Source organism: Dinoroseobacter sp. S124A (assembly GCF_049801015.1).
GTDB lineage: Bacteria > Pseudomonadota > Alphaproteobacteria > Rhodobacterales > Rhodobacteraceae > Dinoroseobacter.
Window position 1 is genome coordinate 227092 of the sequence record NZ_JBNAGD010000001.1, and the last position, 15578, is coordinate 242669.

The following is a 15578-nucleotide window of genomic DNA, read 5'->3' on the forward strand; positions in this document are numbered from 1 at the left end:
CCGTCCGAGGGTCCCCCTCTCGGGCGGCGTTTTCATGTGGGGAAGGGCCTTGCCCGCCTGTCCCAAGGGGCAGTGGCGTAGCCCTCCGAGAGGGGCGGCTATACTTTTGCGCAGCTCGCGCGCACCGCGCCTCCGGTATGCCGGTTCCAACAAAGGAGCCTGTTATGCCAGTTCGATTTTCCCCCGTGTCCCTTGCCCTTGGGGTGTTTCTGTCCACCGCTGCCACCGGTCTTGCCGCGGACAATACGCTCTATGACGCGCCCCGGCCCGAGGATGCTGCCTTTCTGCGCTGGATCGAGCCGGGGCCCGCGCCCGAGATCTATGGCATTGCCGCGCTCGGTGCCGAGGGCGATGTCTTCCACCCGGTCTCTGCTGCCGCCACCAGCGGCGCACAGCCGGGGGTCTATTATACTGCCGCCCGGGATGCCGGGGGCGCCGTGGTCGTCATCGAGGAACCCGCCCGCCCGGATCGCAGCAAGGTGCAGCTCACGCTGGTGAACCTCGCAGATGCGCCGGTCCGGCTCGAAGTTGCCGAGCCTGCCATGGTTGTCGTGGCCGAGACCGAAACGGGGGCCGCCGCCGCCCGCGCCGTGAACCCGGTGGCGGTCACGCTTGCCGTGGTCACGGCCGATGGCGCGGATCTGGGCCGGTTCGAGGTCAGCCTCCGGCGCGGTCAGAACGTGACCTTCGTGGCGCGTCCGGACGGCGCGCAGCTGATCGAGAACCGCTTTGGCCCCACGCTGGCGGACTGATCCATGGTATTCTCCACACCCATCTTCCTCTTCGGGTTCCTGCCGGTCTTTCTGGCGACTTACTACGTCATCCCCAAAGCCGCGCGGAACTGGCTGATCCTGCTGGCCTCGACCCTGTTTTACGCCTGGTGGCGGGCGGATGCGCTGATCGTGCTTTACGCCATTGCCGGGGGCAGCTTCGTCGCCGGTCGCGTCGCGGCCGGGGCCAGCCGGCCCGAGGTTCGGAAATGGGCCGTGCGTCTGGGCGTTGGGTTCAACCTCGCCGTTCTGGGCTGGTTCAAATACACGACCTTCATTCTCGGCAACCTCAACACGGCGCTGGGGGGCGATGCCCTCACTGTGCCCGAGATCATCCTGCCGATTGGCCTGTCCTTCCTGGCGTTCCAGTCGATCAGTTACGTGATCGACGTGGCGCGCGGAGACGCGCCGCCCGCCCGCAAGCTGGTGGATTTCCTCGCCTTCTCGTCGCTCTTCCCGCAGCTGATTGCCGGGCCGGTCCTGCGCTACAAGGACCTCGCCCATCAGTTCGAGGCGCGCAGCCATTCCCTGTCGATCTTCGCCCGGGGCGTGCGCCGCTTCGTTGAAGGGGTGGCGATGAAACTGCTGGTCGCGGACAGTGTCGCGCCGCTTGCGGACCGGATCTTTGCCCTGCCGGACCCCACGGCCGCCGAGGCCTGGCTCGGGGCGCTGGCCTATTCCGTGCAGTTGCTGTTCGACTTCGCGGGCTACTCGGCCATGGCCATCGGGCTTGGCCTGATGATCGGCTTCCGCTTTCCGGAGAATTTCGACGCCCCTTATACCAGCCGCTCGATCACCGAGTTCTGGCGGCGCTGGCATATCAGCCTGTCGCGCTGGCTGCGTGACTATCTCTACGTGCCGCTGGGCGGGAACCGGGGCGGGGCGGTGAAAACCTATCGCAACCTGCTGCTGACCATGGTGCTGGGCGGGATCTGGCACGGGGCAAACTGGACCTTCGTGGTCTGGGGGATCTGGCATGGCGGGCTGATGGCGCTGGAGCGCGCGCTGGGCGCGAAATCCCGCGACACGGTCTGGCCGCGCGCCATTGCATGGCCGCTGACCATGGTCTTCGTGATCCTCGGCTGGGTGGTGTTTCGGGCGGAAACGCTCGCCGATGCGCTGGCCATCTATGGCGGCATGGTCGGGCTGAACGGCGTCGCCCTGCGGCCCGAGCTGATCACCCTGACCGCGCCGACCGAGGCGATCTTCCTGATCATCGGGCTTGGCCTGTCCCTGCGGCGGCCCGGTCGCTGGCAGGTCCCGAGCCTCGCGCAGCGCCTGAAACCGGCGGTTCTGTCCCTCCTGTGCTGCGTCGTGGTGCAGGCCCGGACCGAGAGCCCCTTCCTGTATTTCCAGTTTTGAGGAGACGAGAAATGGATCCCAAATCCGATACCGTCATTCCCCTGGCCCTGACCGCTGGCCTTGCGGCCCTGTCCGTCGCGGCCCTGATCAATGTGGACGCGGGCACGCCGCTGGAGGGCTGGGCCGATGGCAGCTATCAGCGCAGCTTCGAGGCGCGGTTCGAGACCGCCCTGCCGACCCAGTCCGCCGCGGTGGAGCTTTGGGCCGCCCTGCGCTGGCAGCTTTTCCGCGAACCCGCCCAAGGGGCGGTTGCGGGGCAGGGGGGCTGGCTCTTCACGGCTGAGGAATTCGCCGAGCCCGAGGCCCCTCGGGATCTGGCGGCGGAGCTCGCCCATGCCCGGTCAGTACTTGCGGCGCGCGGCATTCAGTTGGCCCCGGTCATCGTGCCCGACAAGGCGCGGATGCAGGCCCACCGCCTGCCGCGCGGGCGCTCCGCCGGGTTTGCCGGACGCTATGACCGGGCGCTGGCCACGGTCGCGGCGGCCGGCCTGCCGGTGATCGACCTGCGGCCCGCGCTCGATTTCGACACATCGTTCCTGCGCAGTGACACCCATTGGAGCCCCGAGGGCGCCCATCGCGCTGCCGAGGCCATCGCCGCCGCGCTCGCCGATACACCGCTCGCCCAAAGCACGGTCGAGACCCGCAAGACCGGGTTCCGCGCCTTCGAGGGGGATCTGGCGGCGTTTGTCGCCACCGGCGCGCTGCGCCCGCATGTCGGCCCCCATCCCGACCTGATCCGGACCTATGACACCGCGGTGGCCTCGGCGGGGGGCCTCTTTGGCGCGGCGGAGATCCCCGTGGCGCTGGTGGGCACGAGCTTCTCCGCCAAGCCTGCCTTCCACTTCGCCGGGTTCCTGAGCCAAGCGCTGCAGGTCGATCTGCTCAATGCCAGTGCCGTGGGGCAGGGCCCCTTTGCCCCCATGGACGCCTTTCTCGCCGAGCTCGACACGCTCAGCACCCCGCCAACCCTTGTGCTCTGGGAGATCCCGGAACGCTACCTCACAGCCAGGAGCCCCCAATCATGAAAACCGCCCTGAAACACATCGCGAAACACACCGCGAAACACGCCTCGCAATACTGCGCCAAACTCGCCTCGGTGATCGGAGCCGCCGCGCTTCTGGCCGCGCCCCACGCGCAGGCCGCGCCCTATTGTTCCGCGCTGCTGGAGGCCGAGAGCCTGCCGAAGCGCTATGCCAAGGTTGCGCCGATCTACAGCGATCAGCAGAGCGGCTGGATGTTTACCCGCGACCAGCTCAAGGACCGCTACGACATGAAACGCAGCGCAGCGACGCTGGTCGGGGAAATCGCCCAAGCCTTCGCGGCGCGGGATGTGGCGCTCGCCATCCTGATCGCGCCGCCGCGTCCGGTCGTGGCGGGGCAGGCGCAGCTCGATGCCGCCATGGGGACCGAGCGCTACGATGTGGCCGCCGCGCAGGCCTCGTTTGCCGCGTTGCTCGCCCAGCTGGCCGAGACCGGCGCGATTGTCCCCGACCTGCAGGGGCTGGCGCTCGGGGATCCGGCGTTGCGCGACCGCTTCTATTTTCGCCGTGATACCCACTGGACCCCCTTGGGGGCTGCGGCGAGCGCGTCCCGCCTCGCGGCGCTGACGGCGACCCAGCGTCCGGGTCTGTTTCCGGCGGCGGCATCCTTTGTCCCTGCGGCCAAGGCTGATGAGAGCTATCGTGAAAAGGGCTCGCTCGCCGAGATCCTGCGCAAGGCCTGTGATCAGGATCCAGGGGTCGAGGAGGTCCAGCTCTACGATCTGACCCGGCCCACGGCGCTGGACCTGCTGGATGACACGCAGGCGGGTCCGTCCATCGCCCTGCTGGGCAGCAGCTTCTCGAACCGCAACAAGTCCGACGATTACCGGTTCGGCGATGCCCTGGCCCGGGCGTTTGACGCGGATGTCGAGAACCTGTCGGTGTCTGGCGGCGGGCCGATCGGCGCGATCGAGGCCTATGTCCTCTCGGGTGCGCTGGAGCGGCGCGACCACGCCATGGTCGTCTGGGAGCTGCCCTATACCGAGAGCTTCAACTCGACCTCCTTCCTGCGCCAGCTTCTGGGGGCGTTGCAGGCCGCCGGGGCGTCGCAACGCGCTGTGCCGGTGGCCGTGACCCCGGGTAAATCGGTCGACATCCCTCTTTCGGGTGGCGCACCGGGCGGGATCGAGATCGTGACCCAGGGCCTCAAGCATCAGGACATGCGGCTCGAGCTGCGCTTTGACGACGGATCCACGGGCAAGGTCTCGCTCCGGCGGCGGCGCGCTGTCCCGGTTGAGATGCGGTCCCACAGCGTCTTTGGCAGTCTCGATCACTTCGGCTCCAAGACGCCGGTGGCCCTGACCCTGACCCCGGCCAAGGACGCGGAGATCGCCGAGATCCGCCTGTTCCCGGGGTGAGTGGGGCGCCGTGTTATCGGTGGCACCTGTCGCGATCCTGCGGCACGGGGCACCGGCGGCACGGCGCCGAGTTGACCAGAGGGGGCGCGCGGGACTAATGCTCGCATGTCCCGAACTCAGAGAAAGCGATGCGCGTGCTGCCCGAAGAGCGACCCCATGTGATTGTTGGCGATGGCATTACGGCGCTGGCCTTCCTGGAAATCTGCGCACCCGCGCCCGGACAGCAGGTGGTGGTTCTGGGGGAGGCCGCTTCGGATCTGGGCCGCGGGTTGGCCTATGCCAAGGGCACTCCGGGCACGCCCTGGCGCTACGCCTATCTGTTGAATTCGCCCGCCGACGATATCGATCCCGATTTCGCGAAATGGCTGGCGGCGCGCTGGGACCAGATCACCGAGACCATGGAGGGGCGCGCGCCGGACTGGCTGGGCGCGGCACAACCGCTGATCGCGCGTGGAGATCTCTACGGTGTAAACGCGCCACGGGAGTTTTACGGGGATTTCATGGCCGAACGGGCCGAGGCCGCCATCGCGCGCCTCGCGGCGCAGGGCGCGACGGTCGAGCTGATCAATGATCAGGCGCTGGCCCTTGAGGTCAGCGGTAAGGGTGTCACCCTGCGCACAAAGGCCGGGCGCGAGATCGTGGCCAGCGGGCTCGACGTGGCGCCGGGCGGTCCGTCGACCATGCGGTTCGCCGGGGATGACAGCGCGTTCAGCGCGCCCTCGGTCTTTGGTCACGAGGACCGGATCGCCGCCCATATTCGGCGCGGGGCCGAGATATTCTGCGTCGGGGGGAACGCGGCCATGCTCGATGTGCTGCGCCTGTGCCAGAGCCTGCGGGATGAGGCGGATCTGCGCTTCGTGGCCTGCACGCCCGATGGCGAGATCCCCGCGCCGCTGGTCCCGCGCCTGCCGCGCAAGCTGACCGAGCCGCGTCTGACCAAGGGCCATGCCCGGGCCGAGACCTTTCTGGCCGAAGTCGCCGCCGAGATTGCCCGTGCTGCGGAGGCAGGCGACGAGATGCGCGAGATCCGGGCCGGGTTCCGGGCGCATTTCCTCGCCAACCCGTTGACCGATTATGTGCCCGACCCGGAAGAGGCGCGCCATGTACCCGGCAAGCTGCGGCTCTGGCTGCGGGGCGGAACGCGCGACACGATCGCGGATATGCACCGCTTCGTCGCGGCGGGCTCGGCGCGGGTGATCAAAGCCATGGTCTCCGCGATCGAACCCGGCGCCGAGGGGGCCACCGTCCTCTTGCGTGACGCGCAGGGGCAGGAGCATCGCCACGAGACCGGCTTTGTCGTGAACTGCGCCGGAGCAGGGCCAAACTCGCGATTCGATCCGCTGTCGGAAGACATGTTGCGCCAGGGGTTGATCACACTTTGCCCGACCACGCGGGGCATCCGCGTAGGACCGGGGTGCCAGACCAACGCCCCGGGTGTCCGCTACCTCTCGCCAGTCACCAGCGAGATCGGCGGGGATGTTGTGGCCATGCCCTTGTTCGACGCCCATATGTTGCGCGCCTATGTGGCCCGGGCGGCCTCCGGCATCTGATTTTGCAAAATTCCTGATGCGCGGCGCAGCGCTTTGGCCTGCGCGCGAATTCGCGTGCGCAAACCTGAAAAGTATACTAGGGTTTAAGCGGGGCGTGGAGTGCAACCTATGCATGCATTTACTGTATGCCGGGGCCAGAACAGGAAGGCGCATGCCATGTCCGATTTCCTCAAGACCGCCGGGGTCGCCTTCGTGGTGATTGGCACCGGTGCGGGCACGGTGAGCGTGATGAACGATGATCTGCCGGATCTGTCCGTTCCTGCATTGCCCTGGGCCCAATCTGGTGCGTTGGATGGTCGTATCTTCGTGACCCGCGATACGATCGATGAGACCGGAGAGGTGGTCTATGACACGCTGCGGTTCTTCGACGGCCGGTTTCAGTCGTCGCGCGCGCAGATCTACTGCGATTTCGGTTGGACCGACTACCAGACATGGCTCGAAGAGGATGTGGTCCATTTCACCACGACGACCGTCTGTGACGAAGCCCCCCACACGGTGGTCTGGTACGGCACGGTGCGGGGCGACGCGATCCTGCTTGAGGGGACATGGACCACCCGGCGCTGGTACTGGACCCAACAAACGCTGGTGATCGGCATCGGGGAATCGGCCCTGACCATCCACGGAAAGCAGAACAGCTAGGCTCGCCGCGCGCCGCTTTGCCGGGTAAAACCGCGCGTAGCCGTTCGGCGCGATGTCGCCTGACCCCTGCGGACTGGCCTGCGCGGGGCTTGCCTGCGTAGACTGGACCCCGCAAGAGCCAGCAGAGAGCCGCCATGACACAGACCTTTCGGACCATGTGCCCCATGAACTGTCACCCGACCCTGTGCGGGATGGAGGTGACCCGGGACGCGGCGGGCGCCGTCACGATCACCGGTGACGAGAGCAATCCCGACAGCGCGGGCTTTCTCTGCATGCGGGGCAAGGCCGCCCATGAGATCGTCGGCAACGACCAACGCCTCTTGCAGCCGATGGCCCGGACGCAGCGCGGCTCGGACACCTGGGAGAGGCTGAGTTGGGACGGGGCGCTGGACCGGATCGCCGCGCAGATGCAGGCCGTGGGCCGCGAGGCGGTGGGCTTCTGGCAGGGGCATGGGAATTGGGGCAATGACTATGCCTTCGGGCTGAAACGGGCCCAGATGGACCGGTTCGCGAACCTTTATGGATGTCAGGCGTGGAACCCGGCGATGATCTGCTGGGGGCTGGGTGCGTTCGGGCTGGGCCTGACCGGTGCGATCGAAACCTCCACCAAGGAGGATCTGAGCGCCCATTCCGAGATGGTGATCCTCTGGGGGGCGAACACGGTCAGTCAGGCCAACACCCTGCGCCATGTGGAGATCGCCAAGCGCCGGGGCGCGCGGGTGGTCGTGGTCGATGTGCGCCGGACCGAGGCCTCGGCACTGGCGGATGAGGTCCTGCTGCTCCGGCCCGGAACGGATACGGCGCTGGCGCTGGCGATGATGCAGGTGATCCTGGCCGAGGGGCTCTGGGATCGCGATTTCGTGGCCGCCCATACCGTGGGCTTCGACGCGCTTGCCGATCACCTGACCCGGAACACCCCGGAATGGGCCGCGGAACGGACCGGCCTGCCCGCCGAGCAGATCGCCGATCTCGCCCGGCGCTACGCGGCCAGCCCGGCGGCGATGATCGTTCTGGGGGGCTCTTCGGTGCATAAGGGCGACAACACATGGCAGGCGGCGCGCGCCATCGGCTGCCTTCCGGCGCTGACCGGGAATTTCGGGCGCGCCGGGGGCGGGATCGGCCCGCGCCATGGCGGGCGCAGCCATGGGGTCGGGTTCGTCGATGTCTCGGCGGCGGATCGTCGGCTGCCGGGCACCTATATCCCTAACCAGATGGAGGCGATCCTCGAAGCGCTGGAAAGCGGCGCGGTCAAGGTCCTCGTCTCGCTTGGCTCGAACCTGCTCTCCTCCTTTCCCGACACCGCCCGGACGCGGGCGGCTCTGGCCCGGGCCGAGCTGGTCGTGACACACGACATCTTTCCCAACCAGACGATCCGGGAGGCGGCGGATATCGTCCTGCCGGGGACGATCTGGCTCGAAGAGATCGGGGCGAAATCCACCAACACCCATGTTCATCTCTGCGACCGGGTGCTGCCCCCCGCCGGAGAGGCCCGCCCCGTGCACGAGATTTATATCGGGCTGGCCGCGCGGCTGGGCGTAGAGGATGTCTACCCCTGGACGGATCAGGAGGCGGCGGTGAACGCGGTGCTCGACCATCCGGCCACGGGCCATGCCACGGTTGACAGCCTGCGGGCGGCGGGCGGGCGCGCGGCGCTCGCGGTCTCCCATGTGGCCTATCCGACCCATTCCTTCACCACGCCCTCGGGCAAGATTGAATTTACCTCCGCCCGCGCCGTCGAAATGGGCTTGCCCGCGCTGCCGGAGATGCCGGACCCGGCGGAGGAGGGGGGGCTCGTGCTCGCCCATGGCCGGACCTTCGCGCATTTCCACTCCTTCTTTGACCACGCGCGCGCCCTGCCGACCCTGGCCGCGCGGGAGGCCGCGCCCGCCCTCTGGATCGCGCCCACGGATGCGGCAGAGCGCGGGATCGAGGATGGCGCGGCGGTCGAGATGCACAACGCACGCGGATGTTTCACGGCGCAGGCCAAGGTCACGCCGCGCATCCCGGCCGGTGTGGTCTGGATCCGCGATGGCTGGCCCGGGCTCAATGCCCTGACCGATGCCAGCGCGGTCCTGCCCGAGGCGGCCCTCGGGGCCTTTCCCTTCTCCGTAGGTCAAAGCCGGTTTGGCGCGCGGGTCGAGCTGCGCCCGGTGCTGGCCGGATCTGGCGCATGATCCATGCCTGACTTGTGGTTCCGCCCGGCCCTGCCATCCGTCCCGCCCCCGCTTGGAGCATTTAGATGACCCGTTTGATGACCTTGGATGGCACGCCCATGTCGCGCCAGTGTTTCGGCTGCATGCAGTTCGGCGGCACCGCGGACCGCGCGGCGAGCCACGCGATGTTCGACGCCGCCTGTGCCGCCGGGATCAACATCTTTGACACGGCGCATCTCTATACCGAGGGGCGGTCCGAGACCTGGCTGGGCGAGGTGATCGGCCCGCGGCGCGACGCCCTGCTGATCGCCACCAAGGTGGGGTACACCGGCGGCAGCGGGCGCGCGAATATCCTGTCGAGCTTCGACGAAAGCCGCGCGCGGCTCGGGCTCGATATGGTCGACATCCTCTACCTGCACCGCTGGGATGGGACGACCCCGCTGGAAGAGACCTTCGAGACGCTCGCGGGCCTGCAATCCTCGGGCCGCATCCGCCATATCGGCGTGTCGAATTTCGCCGCATGGCAGGTGATGAAGGCGCAAGCCGTGGCACAGGCGCTGGGCATGCGGATCGACCTGATCCAACCGATGTATTCTCTGGTCAAGCGTCAGGCGGAGGTAGAGCTTCTGCCTATGGCCGCCGCCGAGGGGATCGCGGTGCTGCCCTATTCACCCTTGGGTGGGGGGCTGCTGACCGGGAAATATGCGCGCGGCGATGTCGGTCGGCTCTCGACCGATCCGCGCTACGCGGCGCGCTATGGTCCGGCCTGGATGCACGAGGCCGCAGCGGGGCTCGCCGCGCTCGGCGATGAACTGGACATGGACCCAGCGACCCTGGCGGTGGCCTGGGTCATGACGCATGAGGCGATCTCGGCCCCGATTGTCAGCGCGCGCTCGGAGGCACAGCTGCGCCCCTCGCTTGCGGCGCTGACCTACCCGCTCTCCGACACGCTCCATGCGCAGATCTCGGCCCTGTCGCCGCGTCCGGCACCGGCCACGGACCGGCTTGAGGAAGCTTAGGAGCGCCCGTGTTCCCCCGATGGGCCTTGGCGCAGGCGCACCGGGCCTAGAGATCCAGCGTCAGGGTCACCCGGTCTCCGGCAAAGAAGGCGCGCCCGAACTCGATGGGCCGGCCTTGGGGATCGACATTGACCCCGGTGGATTTCAGCAGCGGATCGCCCTCGCGCATCTGCAGATGCAGCGCCTGGGTCGCATCCGCGAGCACAGCGGTCAGACGGGTCGAGGCCCGGGTGTAATCCTCGACGCCCACCACGCGCAGGGCATCGGTCACCCCGCGCTCGGCCAGAAGAGCGTTCTGGATCCCGGGCAAGCGCGTGGCGGGAAAGACGCTCTCGAACAGACCAATCGGCTGGGCATCCGCGAGGGAGAGGCCGAAATAGGCGCAGATCTGATCGCCTTCGGGCACCTGAAGGGCCTGCGCCTCGCCCGCGGTGGCGGCCCGCTCTTCGATGTGAAGGATGCGTTTCTCGGGCCGACGGCCCGCAGCGAGCAGGTTCTCGTGAAAACGCACCCGGCTGCTGATCGGGTAATCCGTGGGCCGCGCCGCCACGAAGGCCCCCGCGCCACGCCGGGTCCGCACAAGACCATCCTCGACCAAGGCCGAGAGCGCGTGGCGCACCGTGTGCCGGTTGACCCCGAACCGCTCGGACAGCGCGGCCTCAGTCGGCAGCTTGTCCCCGGTGCCATAGCGCCCCTCGGCAATGTCGCTGCGCAGGGCGCTGGCGATGGCTTTCCAGATCGGTGTGCGCCCGCTGCGGCGCAAAGAGTCTCGCCTGTCCTGCATTTCTGTATTGGGTCTTGGCTCGGTTGCTGATAGGATGTGTCTAGTTGTATAGTAAACTCGAAAGTTGTCGAGATGAAAGACCCCATCGATCCCCAAGGCGCCGGGCGGACCGCGCAGGGTGGCGGCATCGCGCTGTCCTTTCGCGAACCCCCGCAGGCGGGCGCCGCATGAGCGCGACAGAGATCGTCTTTGATATTGGCGGTGTGCTCGTGGACTGGGACCCCCATCTCGCCTGGATCGAGGATCTGGGATCTCGCGGCGCCGTCGCCGAGTTCATCGAACGGACCGATTTCATGGCGCGCAACACGCGGGCCGATGGGGGCGCGTCCTTCGCCGATCTGGCCGCCGAGATTGCGGACCCAACGGACCGCGCGCTCTTTGCCAAATATGTTGCGCAGTATGGACGAACGGTGCCTGAAGTCATTCCGGGGACATGGGATCTGCTCGACCGGCTGGCGGCCAAGGGGCACGGCATTCACGCCATCACCAACTGGTCGGCGGAGACCTGGCCTGAAGGGGTCAGGGCCCATCCCCGGCTGGGGGAGGTCTTTGACACGCTGATCGTGTCCGGGGTCGAGCGGATGCTGAAACCGGGGCCGGAGATCTTTGGCTTGTTCTTTGACCGTGCCGGGGTCGCGGCACGCGCGTGCCTCTTTATCGACAACACCTATGAGAACGTGGCGGGGGCCAGAGCGGCGGGTATGGATGCCGTTCACTTCACCACGCCCGCGGCGCTTGAGGCCGATCTGGTGGCGCGGGGGCTCTTGTGATGCGGGATGCTCTGCGCGTGTGCGACGGTCAGCTGCCCCGCCGACCGGTCCGGATGCCTGATCTGGCTGAGGTCACGTATCCCCGGCGCCCCCGGGAGCGCGGGGCCGCATGAGCGCCGGGCGTCTCATCGCCGTGGTCGGCCCGTCCGGCGTGGGCAAGGACAGCGTGATGGCGGGACTGGTCGCGCAGTGGCCCGAGCTGTCTCTGCTGCGCCGGGTCATCACCCGCGCGCCGGATCTGGGCGGCGAGGCCTATGAGGCGGTCAGCCCCGAGACCTTTGACCAGATGGTGGCAGAGGGTGCGTTCTGCGTCCATTGGGGCGCGCATACCTTGCGCTACGGGATCCCGTCGACGGCCCTTGACCAGGTCCGCGCGGGCCAGTGGTGTCTTGCGAATTTTTCCCGCGATGCTCTGGTCGAGGCGACCCGGATCTTTCCGACGCTCACGGTGCTGAACCTGACCGCGTCCCCCGAAACCCTCGCCGCGCGGCTCGCCACGCGCGGGCGCGAGACGCCGCAGGTGATCGCGCAGCGGCTGGCGCAGGCGGATAAGGCGCTGCCTGCGGGGCTCGACGTGATCACCCTGAGCAATGATGGCGCGCTGACGGAGACTGTGGCCCGCGCGCTGGCGGCTCTTCAACCGGTGAGGGCGTAGCGTTGGATCAGCTCGAACCGCCCATCTGCGCGCTCGCCGACAAGGCCGAGACTGTCGATCACGAAGGGTGCTGGCAACGGGGGCAGGGCGGCGCGGAGGGTGTCCTCCCAGCTTGGAAGGTCGGGTTTGGGAAGCCGTCCGGTCAGGGTCATGTGAAAGCGGAACTGGTCGCGCACATAGGGATAGCCCCACTCCACGAGGTTCGCCTCCTGCGCAGGGCTCAGCCCGGCGCCGCGACGGCGGGCCAGTTCCTCGGCGCTGGGCGGGGCGCGAAAGAGGTCGAGTTCGGTCACGCACGCCTCGGCCAGCGCGGCCAGCGCGCCAGTCTCTCCGACCGGCGTCAGTGCCAGAAACCGGCCAAGGCGGCTGAGCTGCAGCCCGTCGCACCGGGCAGACCCCTGCCGCGCCGCCAGCGTGGCCATGGCGGTCTGCAACGCCGCGAGATCCAAGCCCTCGGCCAGCCGGAAGGGCGGCTTCAGGGTGCCATGGAAGCCATATTTTCGCGGGGTCTCGGTCGCCTCCGCCCGCCCGGCAACGTCCAACGGATCCGCGGGTGTTCCGGTGATCACGTCCCATCCCAACCAACGCGCGCCGAAGCTCGCAAGAGGGCCCTCCGGGGCTATGTAGTAAACTGCAAACCGAGAATAGCCCATGAACTCCCCTTTCGTGCCCAGTCCTGTGCCTGATGGATCCGACATGTCCATGGCAGACTCCGTTTGTCTTGCCAACGCGCAGCTTGTGCTGCCGGACCGCGTGCTTCTTGGTGCGGTTGAGATCACCGATGGGGTGATCACCGCCGTGACCGAAGGGGATCGCGTGCCCGGCGGTGCCGTGGATTGCGGCGGTGATTACGTGCTGCCGGGGCTGGTCGAGTTGCATACGGACAATCTCGAACGGCATATCGAGCCGCGCCCGGGCGTGGGCTGGCCCCATCTGCCCGCGCTAATCGCTCATGATGCCGAGTTGGCCTCGACCGGGATCACCACGGTGTTCGACGCGCTGCGCGTGGGCTCGATCCACAATTCCAAATCGGGCTACAAACCCTATGCGCGCGGCCTCGCCGATGAGCTGCTGCGCGCCCGGGCCGATGGCATGTTCAAGATCAGCCACCTGATCCATTTGCGGGCGGAAATCTGTTCCGAAACCCTGTTGGAGGAACTGGCCGCCTTCGGTCCTGCGGATCGCATCGGGATTGTCAGCCTGATGGATCACACCCCGGGTCAGCGACAGTTCCGCGATGTCTCGGCCCTGCGGACCTATGTCTCAAAAAAGCGGGGCATGACCGAGGCCGATTTCATCGAGCACATGGCCAATCTCAAGGAGTTGCAGAGGCTCTATGGCACCAAGCACGAGGCCGGCGCAGTGGTTGAGGCCGCCCGGCTGGGTGCCGCGCTGGCCAGCCATGACGACACCACCGCCGCGCATGTTGAGACCTCCAAGGACAACGGCGTGCAGTTTGCCGAATTTCCGACCACGGTCGAGGCGGCGGAGGCCTGCCGTGCCCATGGCATCGCGGTGATGATGGGCGCGCCCAATATCATTCGCGGTGGTTCCCATTCGGGCAATGTCTCGGCGCTGGAACTTGCCGAGGCAGGGCTGCTGGATATCGTCTCGTCGGATTACGTGCCCTCGGCACTTTTGCTGTCGACCTTCCGGCTGGCCGCGCTGTGGCAGGATCTGCCTCGGGCGGTGGCCTGTGTGACGCGCACGCCCGCGCGGGCCGCCCGTCTCGCCGATCGCGGCGGGCTTGAGCCGGGCTTGCGCGGCGATGTTCTGCGGGTGCAGGCACCGGGGGGCACGCCCCTGATCCGGGGCGTCTGGTCCCGGGGCGCACGGGTAAGCTGACGGGCGCGCCGGGGCTCAACCCTCGGCGCGTTTGACTTTCTGGTGCTCATCTTCCACGAGGCCGATCTTCCAGTAGCCAGAGATATAGGTGTCCTTGCGCGGCAGCGCTTTCTCCTGCGCGAGAAACGCCCGCAGGGCGCGGATCACGCCACTTTCCCCGGCGATGCAGGTCTGCACCCGCCCGGCGGGCCAATCGAGACTGCGGATCAGATCCTCCTGCGCGGTGGAGGCGCTGTGCGGATCGGGATGGACCAGCCAGTGGGCCTCGATCCCGGCGGGCATGTCGATCTCCTGCCGGTCCTCGGGGGCGGTGATCTCGAAAATCGCCACGCCCTTGGCATCGCGGGGCATGGCCTCCAGCGCGGCCGCGGCCACGGGCAGGGCCGAGGGGTCAGCGGCCACCAGATACCAATCGGCCTCGAAATGGGTGAGTTTGGGTGTGCTCGGCCCGGCAAAGCCGAGGAAATCCCCGGGCTGCGCGTGGCTCGCCCAGCGAGAGGCGGGTCCCTCATCCCCATGGGCGACGAAATCGATGCTGAGTTCCTGACGCGCGGCATCATAGGCGCGCACCGTATAGGTCCGCTTCACCGGCGCCGGTCCTGCGCTGAGACGGGCGGCAAACGCGTCGCGCGTTTCGCCCGGCTCCGGGATCAGCAGCTTGCAATTCGCCCCTTCGCGGCCTTCGGGAAAGTCGTCAAGCTCCGGTCCTGCAAAGACCACGCGGATCATGTTCGGGGTCAGCCGCCCGGCGCGCGTCACCGTGAGGATCCGCGGCCCCGGGCGCTTGGCGACCTGTTGCACTGCCTGTTTCAAACCGCTCAAGACGCCCATCTCCGATCTCCTGCTCTCGTACCTGTTTCGCGGCTAGAATTTGCCGGAATTGCCCCACATCTCCGGGGGGCTGATCTCTTCCTCGTTCATCCAATGCTCGACAATCTGTCCCCCTGCAACGCGGTAGAGGTCGAAGACGGCGATGTCCTTGCCACGGGCGTGGCGCTTGCCATAGGTCACGACGAAATCGCCCTCTCCGAAAATCTGGAACAGCATCTCGTAGCGACCGGCTTGGTCCGAGACGAGCCAGTCCGCGAGCCCGGCGCGCCCGGCACCGATGGTGGGCGCATGCTGGATCAGATCCCCGGCGACGAATTCGGCGATCTTGTCAAAGCCGCGCTCCTGCCGAACCTGCTTGGTGTATTCGAGCACCAGCGCCTTGCTGGCCGCCGTATCCGCCGCCGGATCGACCTCTGTCGCGCCGCCAACCATATCCGCGCCGGAGGCTGTCTTGGATTCATAGGCGGCGATGGTGTCCCAATGCTCGAGGATGCGCCCGTCTGCATCGGTGTAGAACATGTCCATGGTCACCCATTGCGCGGCTCCGTCATTGAGCGACTGATAAGCGGTGCAAAACACCCAGGGCCCGTCTTCGAAGCTGCGCAGGATCCGGATGTCGCGCTTGGGATTGCGGGCGACGAAGGGCTCGAAGAACGCGAGGAACCCCTCGACCCCGTTGCCCACGCCGGTCGAGTGCTGGGTGTAGCGATGCCCGGTATAGGCCTGCACCGCCTCGCGCGCATTGCCGCCCGCGATCCCCTCGAGATAGATCCGATGCACGTTCTCAAGCCCTTTGCCCATG

Annotated in this window: 15 protein-coding genes; 11 read left to right on the top strand and 4 right to left on the bottom strand. The window is 67.6% G+C overall.

Annotation, left to right across the window (positions count from 1 at the left end; genetic code table 11):
- Positions 1-164: 164 nt before the first annotated feature.
- The 8 genes from ACP15I_RS01130 (at position 165) to ACP15I_RS01165 (ending at position 9891) form a co-directional block, all read left to right on the top strand.
- Complete coding sequence (locus tag ACP15I_RS01130; protein ID WP_424973544.1) at positions 165-752, top strand: alginate O-acetyltransferase AlgF; 588 nt, start codon at positions 165-167, stop codon at positions 750-752.
- 3 nt (positions 753-755) lie between these two features.
- Positions 756-2132 carry an MBOAT family O-acyltransferase gene (locus ACP15I_RS01135; RefSeq protein ID WP_424973545.1) on the top strand — a complete coding sequence of 459 codons (1377 nt, stop codon included), beginning with the start codon at positions 756-758 and terminating at the stop codon, positions 2130-2132.
- Between the two features lie 11 nt (positions 2133-2143).
- Positions 2144-3157 (top strand): alginate O-acetyltransferase AlgX-related protein, encoded by a 1014-nt coding sequence (locus ACP15I_RS01140; protein ID WP_424973547.1) that lies wholly within the window; start codon positions 2144-2146, stop codon positions 3155-3157.
- Positions 3154-4530, top strand: coding sequence for an alginate O-acetyltransferase AlgX-related protein (locus tag ACP15I_RS01145; RefSeq protein ID WP_424973548.1), 1377 nt, complete (start codon positions 3154-3156; stop codon positions 4528-4530). Before ACP15I_RS01140 ends, ACP15I_RS01145 begins: the two co-directional genes overlap by 4 nt.
- 128 nt (positions 4531-4658) lie before the next feature.
- Positions 4659-6080, top strand: a complete 1422-nt coding sequence (locus ACP15I_RS01150) for an FAD/NAD(P)-binding protein (RefSeq protein WP_424973549.1) — start codon at positions 4659-4661, stop codon at positions 6078-6080.
- Positions 6081-6236: 156 nt separating this feature from the next.
- The gene (locus tag ACP15I_RS01155) at positions 6237-6719 is read left to right on the top strand and encodes a hypothetical protein (protein ID WP_424973550.1); all 483 of its coding nucleotides are present in this window, start codon (positions 6237-6239) and stop codon (positions 6717-6719) included.
- A gap of 134 nt (positions 6720-6853) precedes the next feature.
- The gene (locus tag ACP15I_RS01160) at positions 6854-8893 is read left to right on the top strand and encodes a molybdopterin-containing oxidoreductase family protein (RefSeq protein ID WP_424973551.1); all 2040 of its coding nucleotides are present in this window, start codon (positions 6854-6856) and stop codon (positions 8891-8893) included.
- A 65-nt stretch (positions 8894-8958) separates the two neighbouring features.
- The gene (locus ACP15I_RS01165) at positions 8959-9891 is read left to right on the top strand and encodes an aldo/keto reductase (RefSeq protein WP_424973553.1); all 933 of its coding nucleotides are present in this window, start codon (positions 8959-8961) and stop codon (positions 9889-9891) included.
- 46 nt (positions 9892-9937) lie between these two features.
- On the opposite strand, the gene phnF is transcribed toward ACP15I_RS01165, so the two are convergent.
- Positions 9938-10675 (bottom strand): phosphonate metabolism transcriptional regulator PhnF, encoded by a 738-nt coding sequence (phnF, locus tag ACP15I_RS01170; protein WP_424973554.1) that lies wholly within the window; start codon positions 10673-10675, stop codon positions 9938-9940.
- A 167-nt stretch (positions 10676-10842) separates the two neighbouring features.
- Here phnF and ACP15I_RS01175 point away from each other — a divergent pair, with 167 nt between their 5' ends.
- Together ACP15I_RS01175 and phnN are read left to right on the top strand one after the other, a co-directional pair.
- Positions 10843-11445, top strand: coding sequence for an HAD family hydrolase (locus ACP15I_RS01175; protein ID WP_424973555.1), 603 nt, complete (start codon positions 10843-10845; stop codon positions 11443-11445).
- Between the two features lie 109 nt (positions 11446-11554).
- The gene (gene phnN / locus ACP15I_RS01180; protein ID WP_424973556.1) at positions 11555-12100 is read left to right on the top strand and encodes a phosphonate metabolism protein/1,5-bisphosphokinase (PRPP-forming) PhnN; all 546 of its coding nucleotides are present in this window, start codon (positions 11555-11557) and stop codon (positions 12098-12100) included.
- On the opposite strand, the gene ACP15I_RS01185 is transcribed toward phnN, so the two are convergent.
- A complete protein-coding gene (locus tag ACP15I_RS01185; protein WP_424973557.1) occupies positions 12082-12798 on the bottom strand; it encodes a DUF1045 domain-containing protein in 717 nt (238 codons plus the stop codon). The two genes, phnN and ACP15I_RS01185, sit on opposite strands and share 19 nt — an antisense overlap.
- Before the next feature lie 4 nt (positions 12799-12802).
- Between ACP15I_RS01185 and ACP15I_RS01190 the strand changes: the two genes are divergently transcribed.
- A complete protein-coding gene (locus tag ACP15I_RS01190; RefSeq protein WP_424973558.1) occupies positions 12803-13945 on the top strand; it encodes an alpha-D-ribose 1-methylphosphonate 5-triphosphate diphosphatase in 1143 nt (380 codons plus the stop codon).
- A gap of 15 nt (positions 13946-13960) precedes the next feature.
- Here ACP15I_RS01190 and ACP15I_RS01195 read toward each other — a convergent pair whose 3' ends face one another.
- Together ACP15I_RS01195 and ACP15I_RS01200 are read right to left on the bottom strand one after the other, a co-directional pair.
- Positions 13961-14776 (bottom strand): siderophore-interacting protein, encoded by an 816-nt coding sequence (locus tag ACP15I_RS01195; protein ID WP_424973559.1) that lies wholly within the window; start codon positions 14774-14776, stop codon positions 13961-13963.
- Positions 14777-14809: 33 nt separating this feature from the next.
- A complete protein-coding gene (locus tag ACP15I_RS01200) occupies positions 14810-15577 on the bottom strand; it encodes a nuclear transport factor 2 family protein (protein ID WP_424973560.1) in 768 nt (255 codons plus the stop codon).
- Position 15578 lies beyond the last annotated feature (1 nt).

Bases quoted from the DNA above. Each gene is read 5' to 3' on its own strand.
- phnF (WP_424973554.1), bottom strand. From the start codon at position 10,675: ATGCAGGACAGGCGAGACTCTTTGCGCCGCAGCGGGCGCACACCGATC.
- ACP15I_RS01190 (WP_424973558.1), top strand. From the start codon at position 12,803: ATGGCAGACTCCGTTTGTCTTGCCAACGCGCAGCTTGTGCTGCCGGAC.
- ACP15I_RS01185 (WP_424973557.1), bottom strand. From the start codon at position 12,798: ATGTCGGATCCATCAGGCACAGGACTGGGCACGAAAGGGGAGTTCATG.
- ACP15I_RS01165 (WP_424973553.1), top strand. From the start codon at position 8,959: ATGACCCGTTTGATGACCTTGGATGGCACGCCCATGTCGCGCCAGTGT.
- ACP15I_RS01150 (WP_424973549.1), top strand. From the start codon at position 4,659: ATGCGCGTGCTGCCCGAAGAGCGACCCCATGTGATTGTTGGCGATGGC.
- ACP15I_RS01145 (WP_424973548.1), top strand. From the start codon at position 3,154: ATGAAAACCGCCCTGAAACACATCGCGAAACACACCGCGAAACACGCC.
- ACP15I_RS01195 (WP_424973559.1), bottom strand. From the start codon at position 14,776: ATGGGCGTCTTGAGCGGTTTGAAACAGGCAGTGCAACAGGTCGCCAAG.
- ACP15I_RS01160 (WP_424973551.1), top strand. From the start codon at position 6,854: ATGACACAGACCTTTCGGACCATGTGCCCCATGAACTGTCACCCGACC.
- ACP15I_RS01155 (WP_424973550.1), top strand. From the start codon at position 6,237: ATGTCCGATTTCCTCAAGACCGCCGGGGTCGCCTTCGTGGTGATTGGC.
- ACP15I_RS01175 (WP_424973555.1), top strand. From the start codon at position 10,843: ATGAGCGCGACAGAGATCGTCTTTGATATTGGCGGTGTGCTCGTGGAC.
- ACP15I_RS01140 (WP_424973547.1), top strand. From the start codon at position 2,144: ATGGATCCCAAATCCGATACCGTCATTCCCCTGGCCCTGACCGCTGGC.
- phnN (WP_424973556.1), top strand. From the start codon at position 11,555: ATGAGCGCCGGGCGTCTCATCGCCGTGGTCGGCCCGTCCGGCGTGGGC.
- ACP15I_RS01130 (WP_424973544.1), top strand. From the start codon at position 165: ATGCCAGTTCGATTTTCCCCCGTGTCCCTTGCCCTTGGGGTGTTTCTG.
- ACP15I_RS01200 (WP_424973560.1), bottom strand. From the start codon at position 15,577: ATGGGCAAAGGGCTTGAGAACGTGCATCGGATCTATCTCGAGGGGATC.
- ACP15I_RS01135 (WP_424973545.1), top strand. From the start codon at position 756: ATGGTATTCTCCACACCCATCTTCCTCTTCGGGTTCCTGCCGGTCTTT.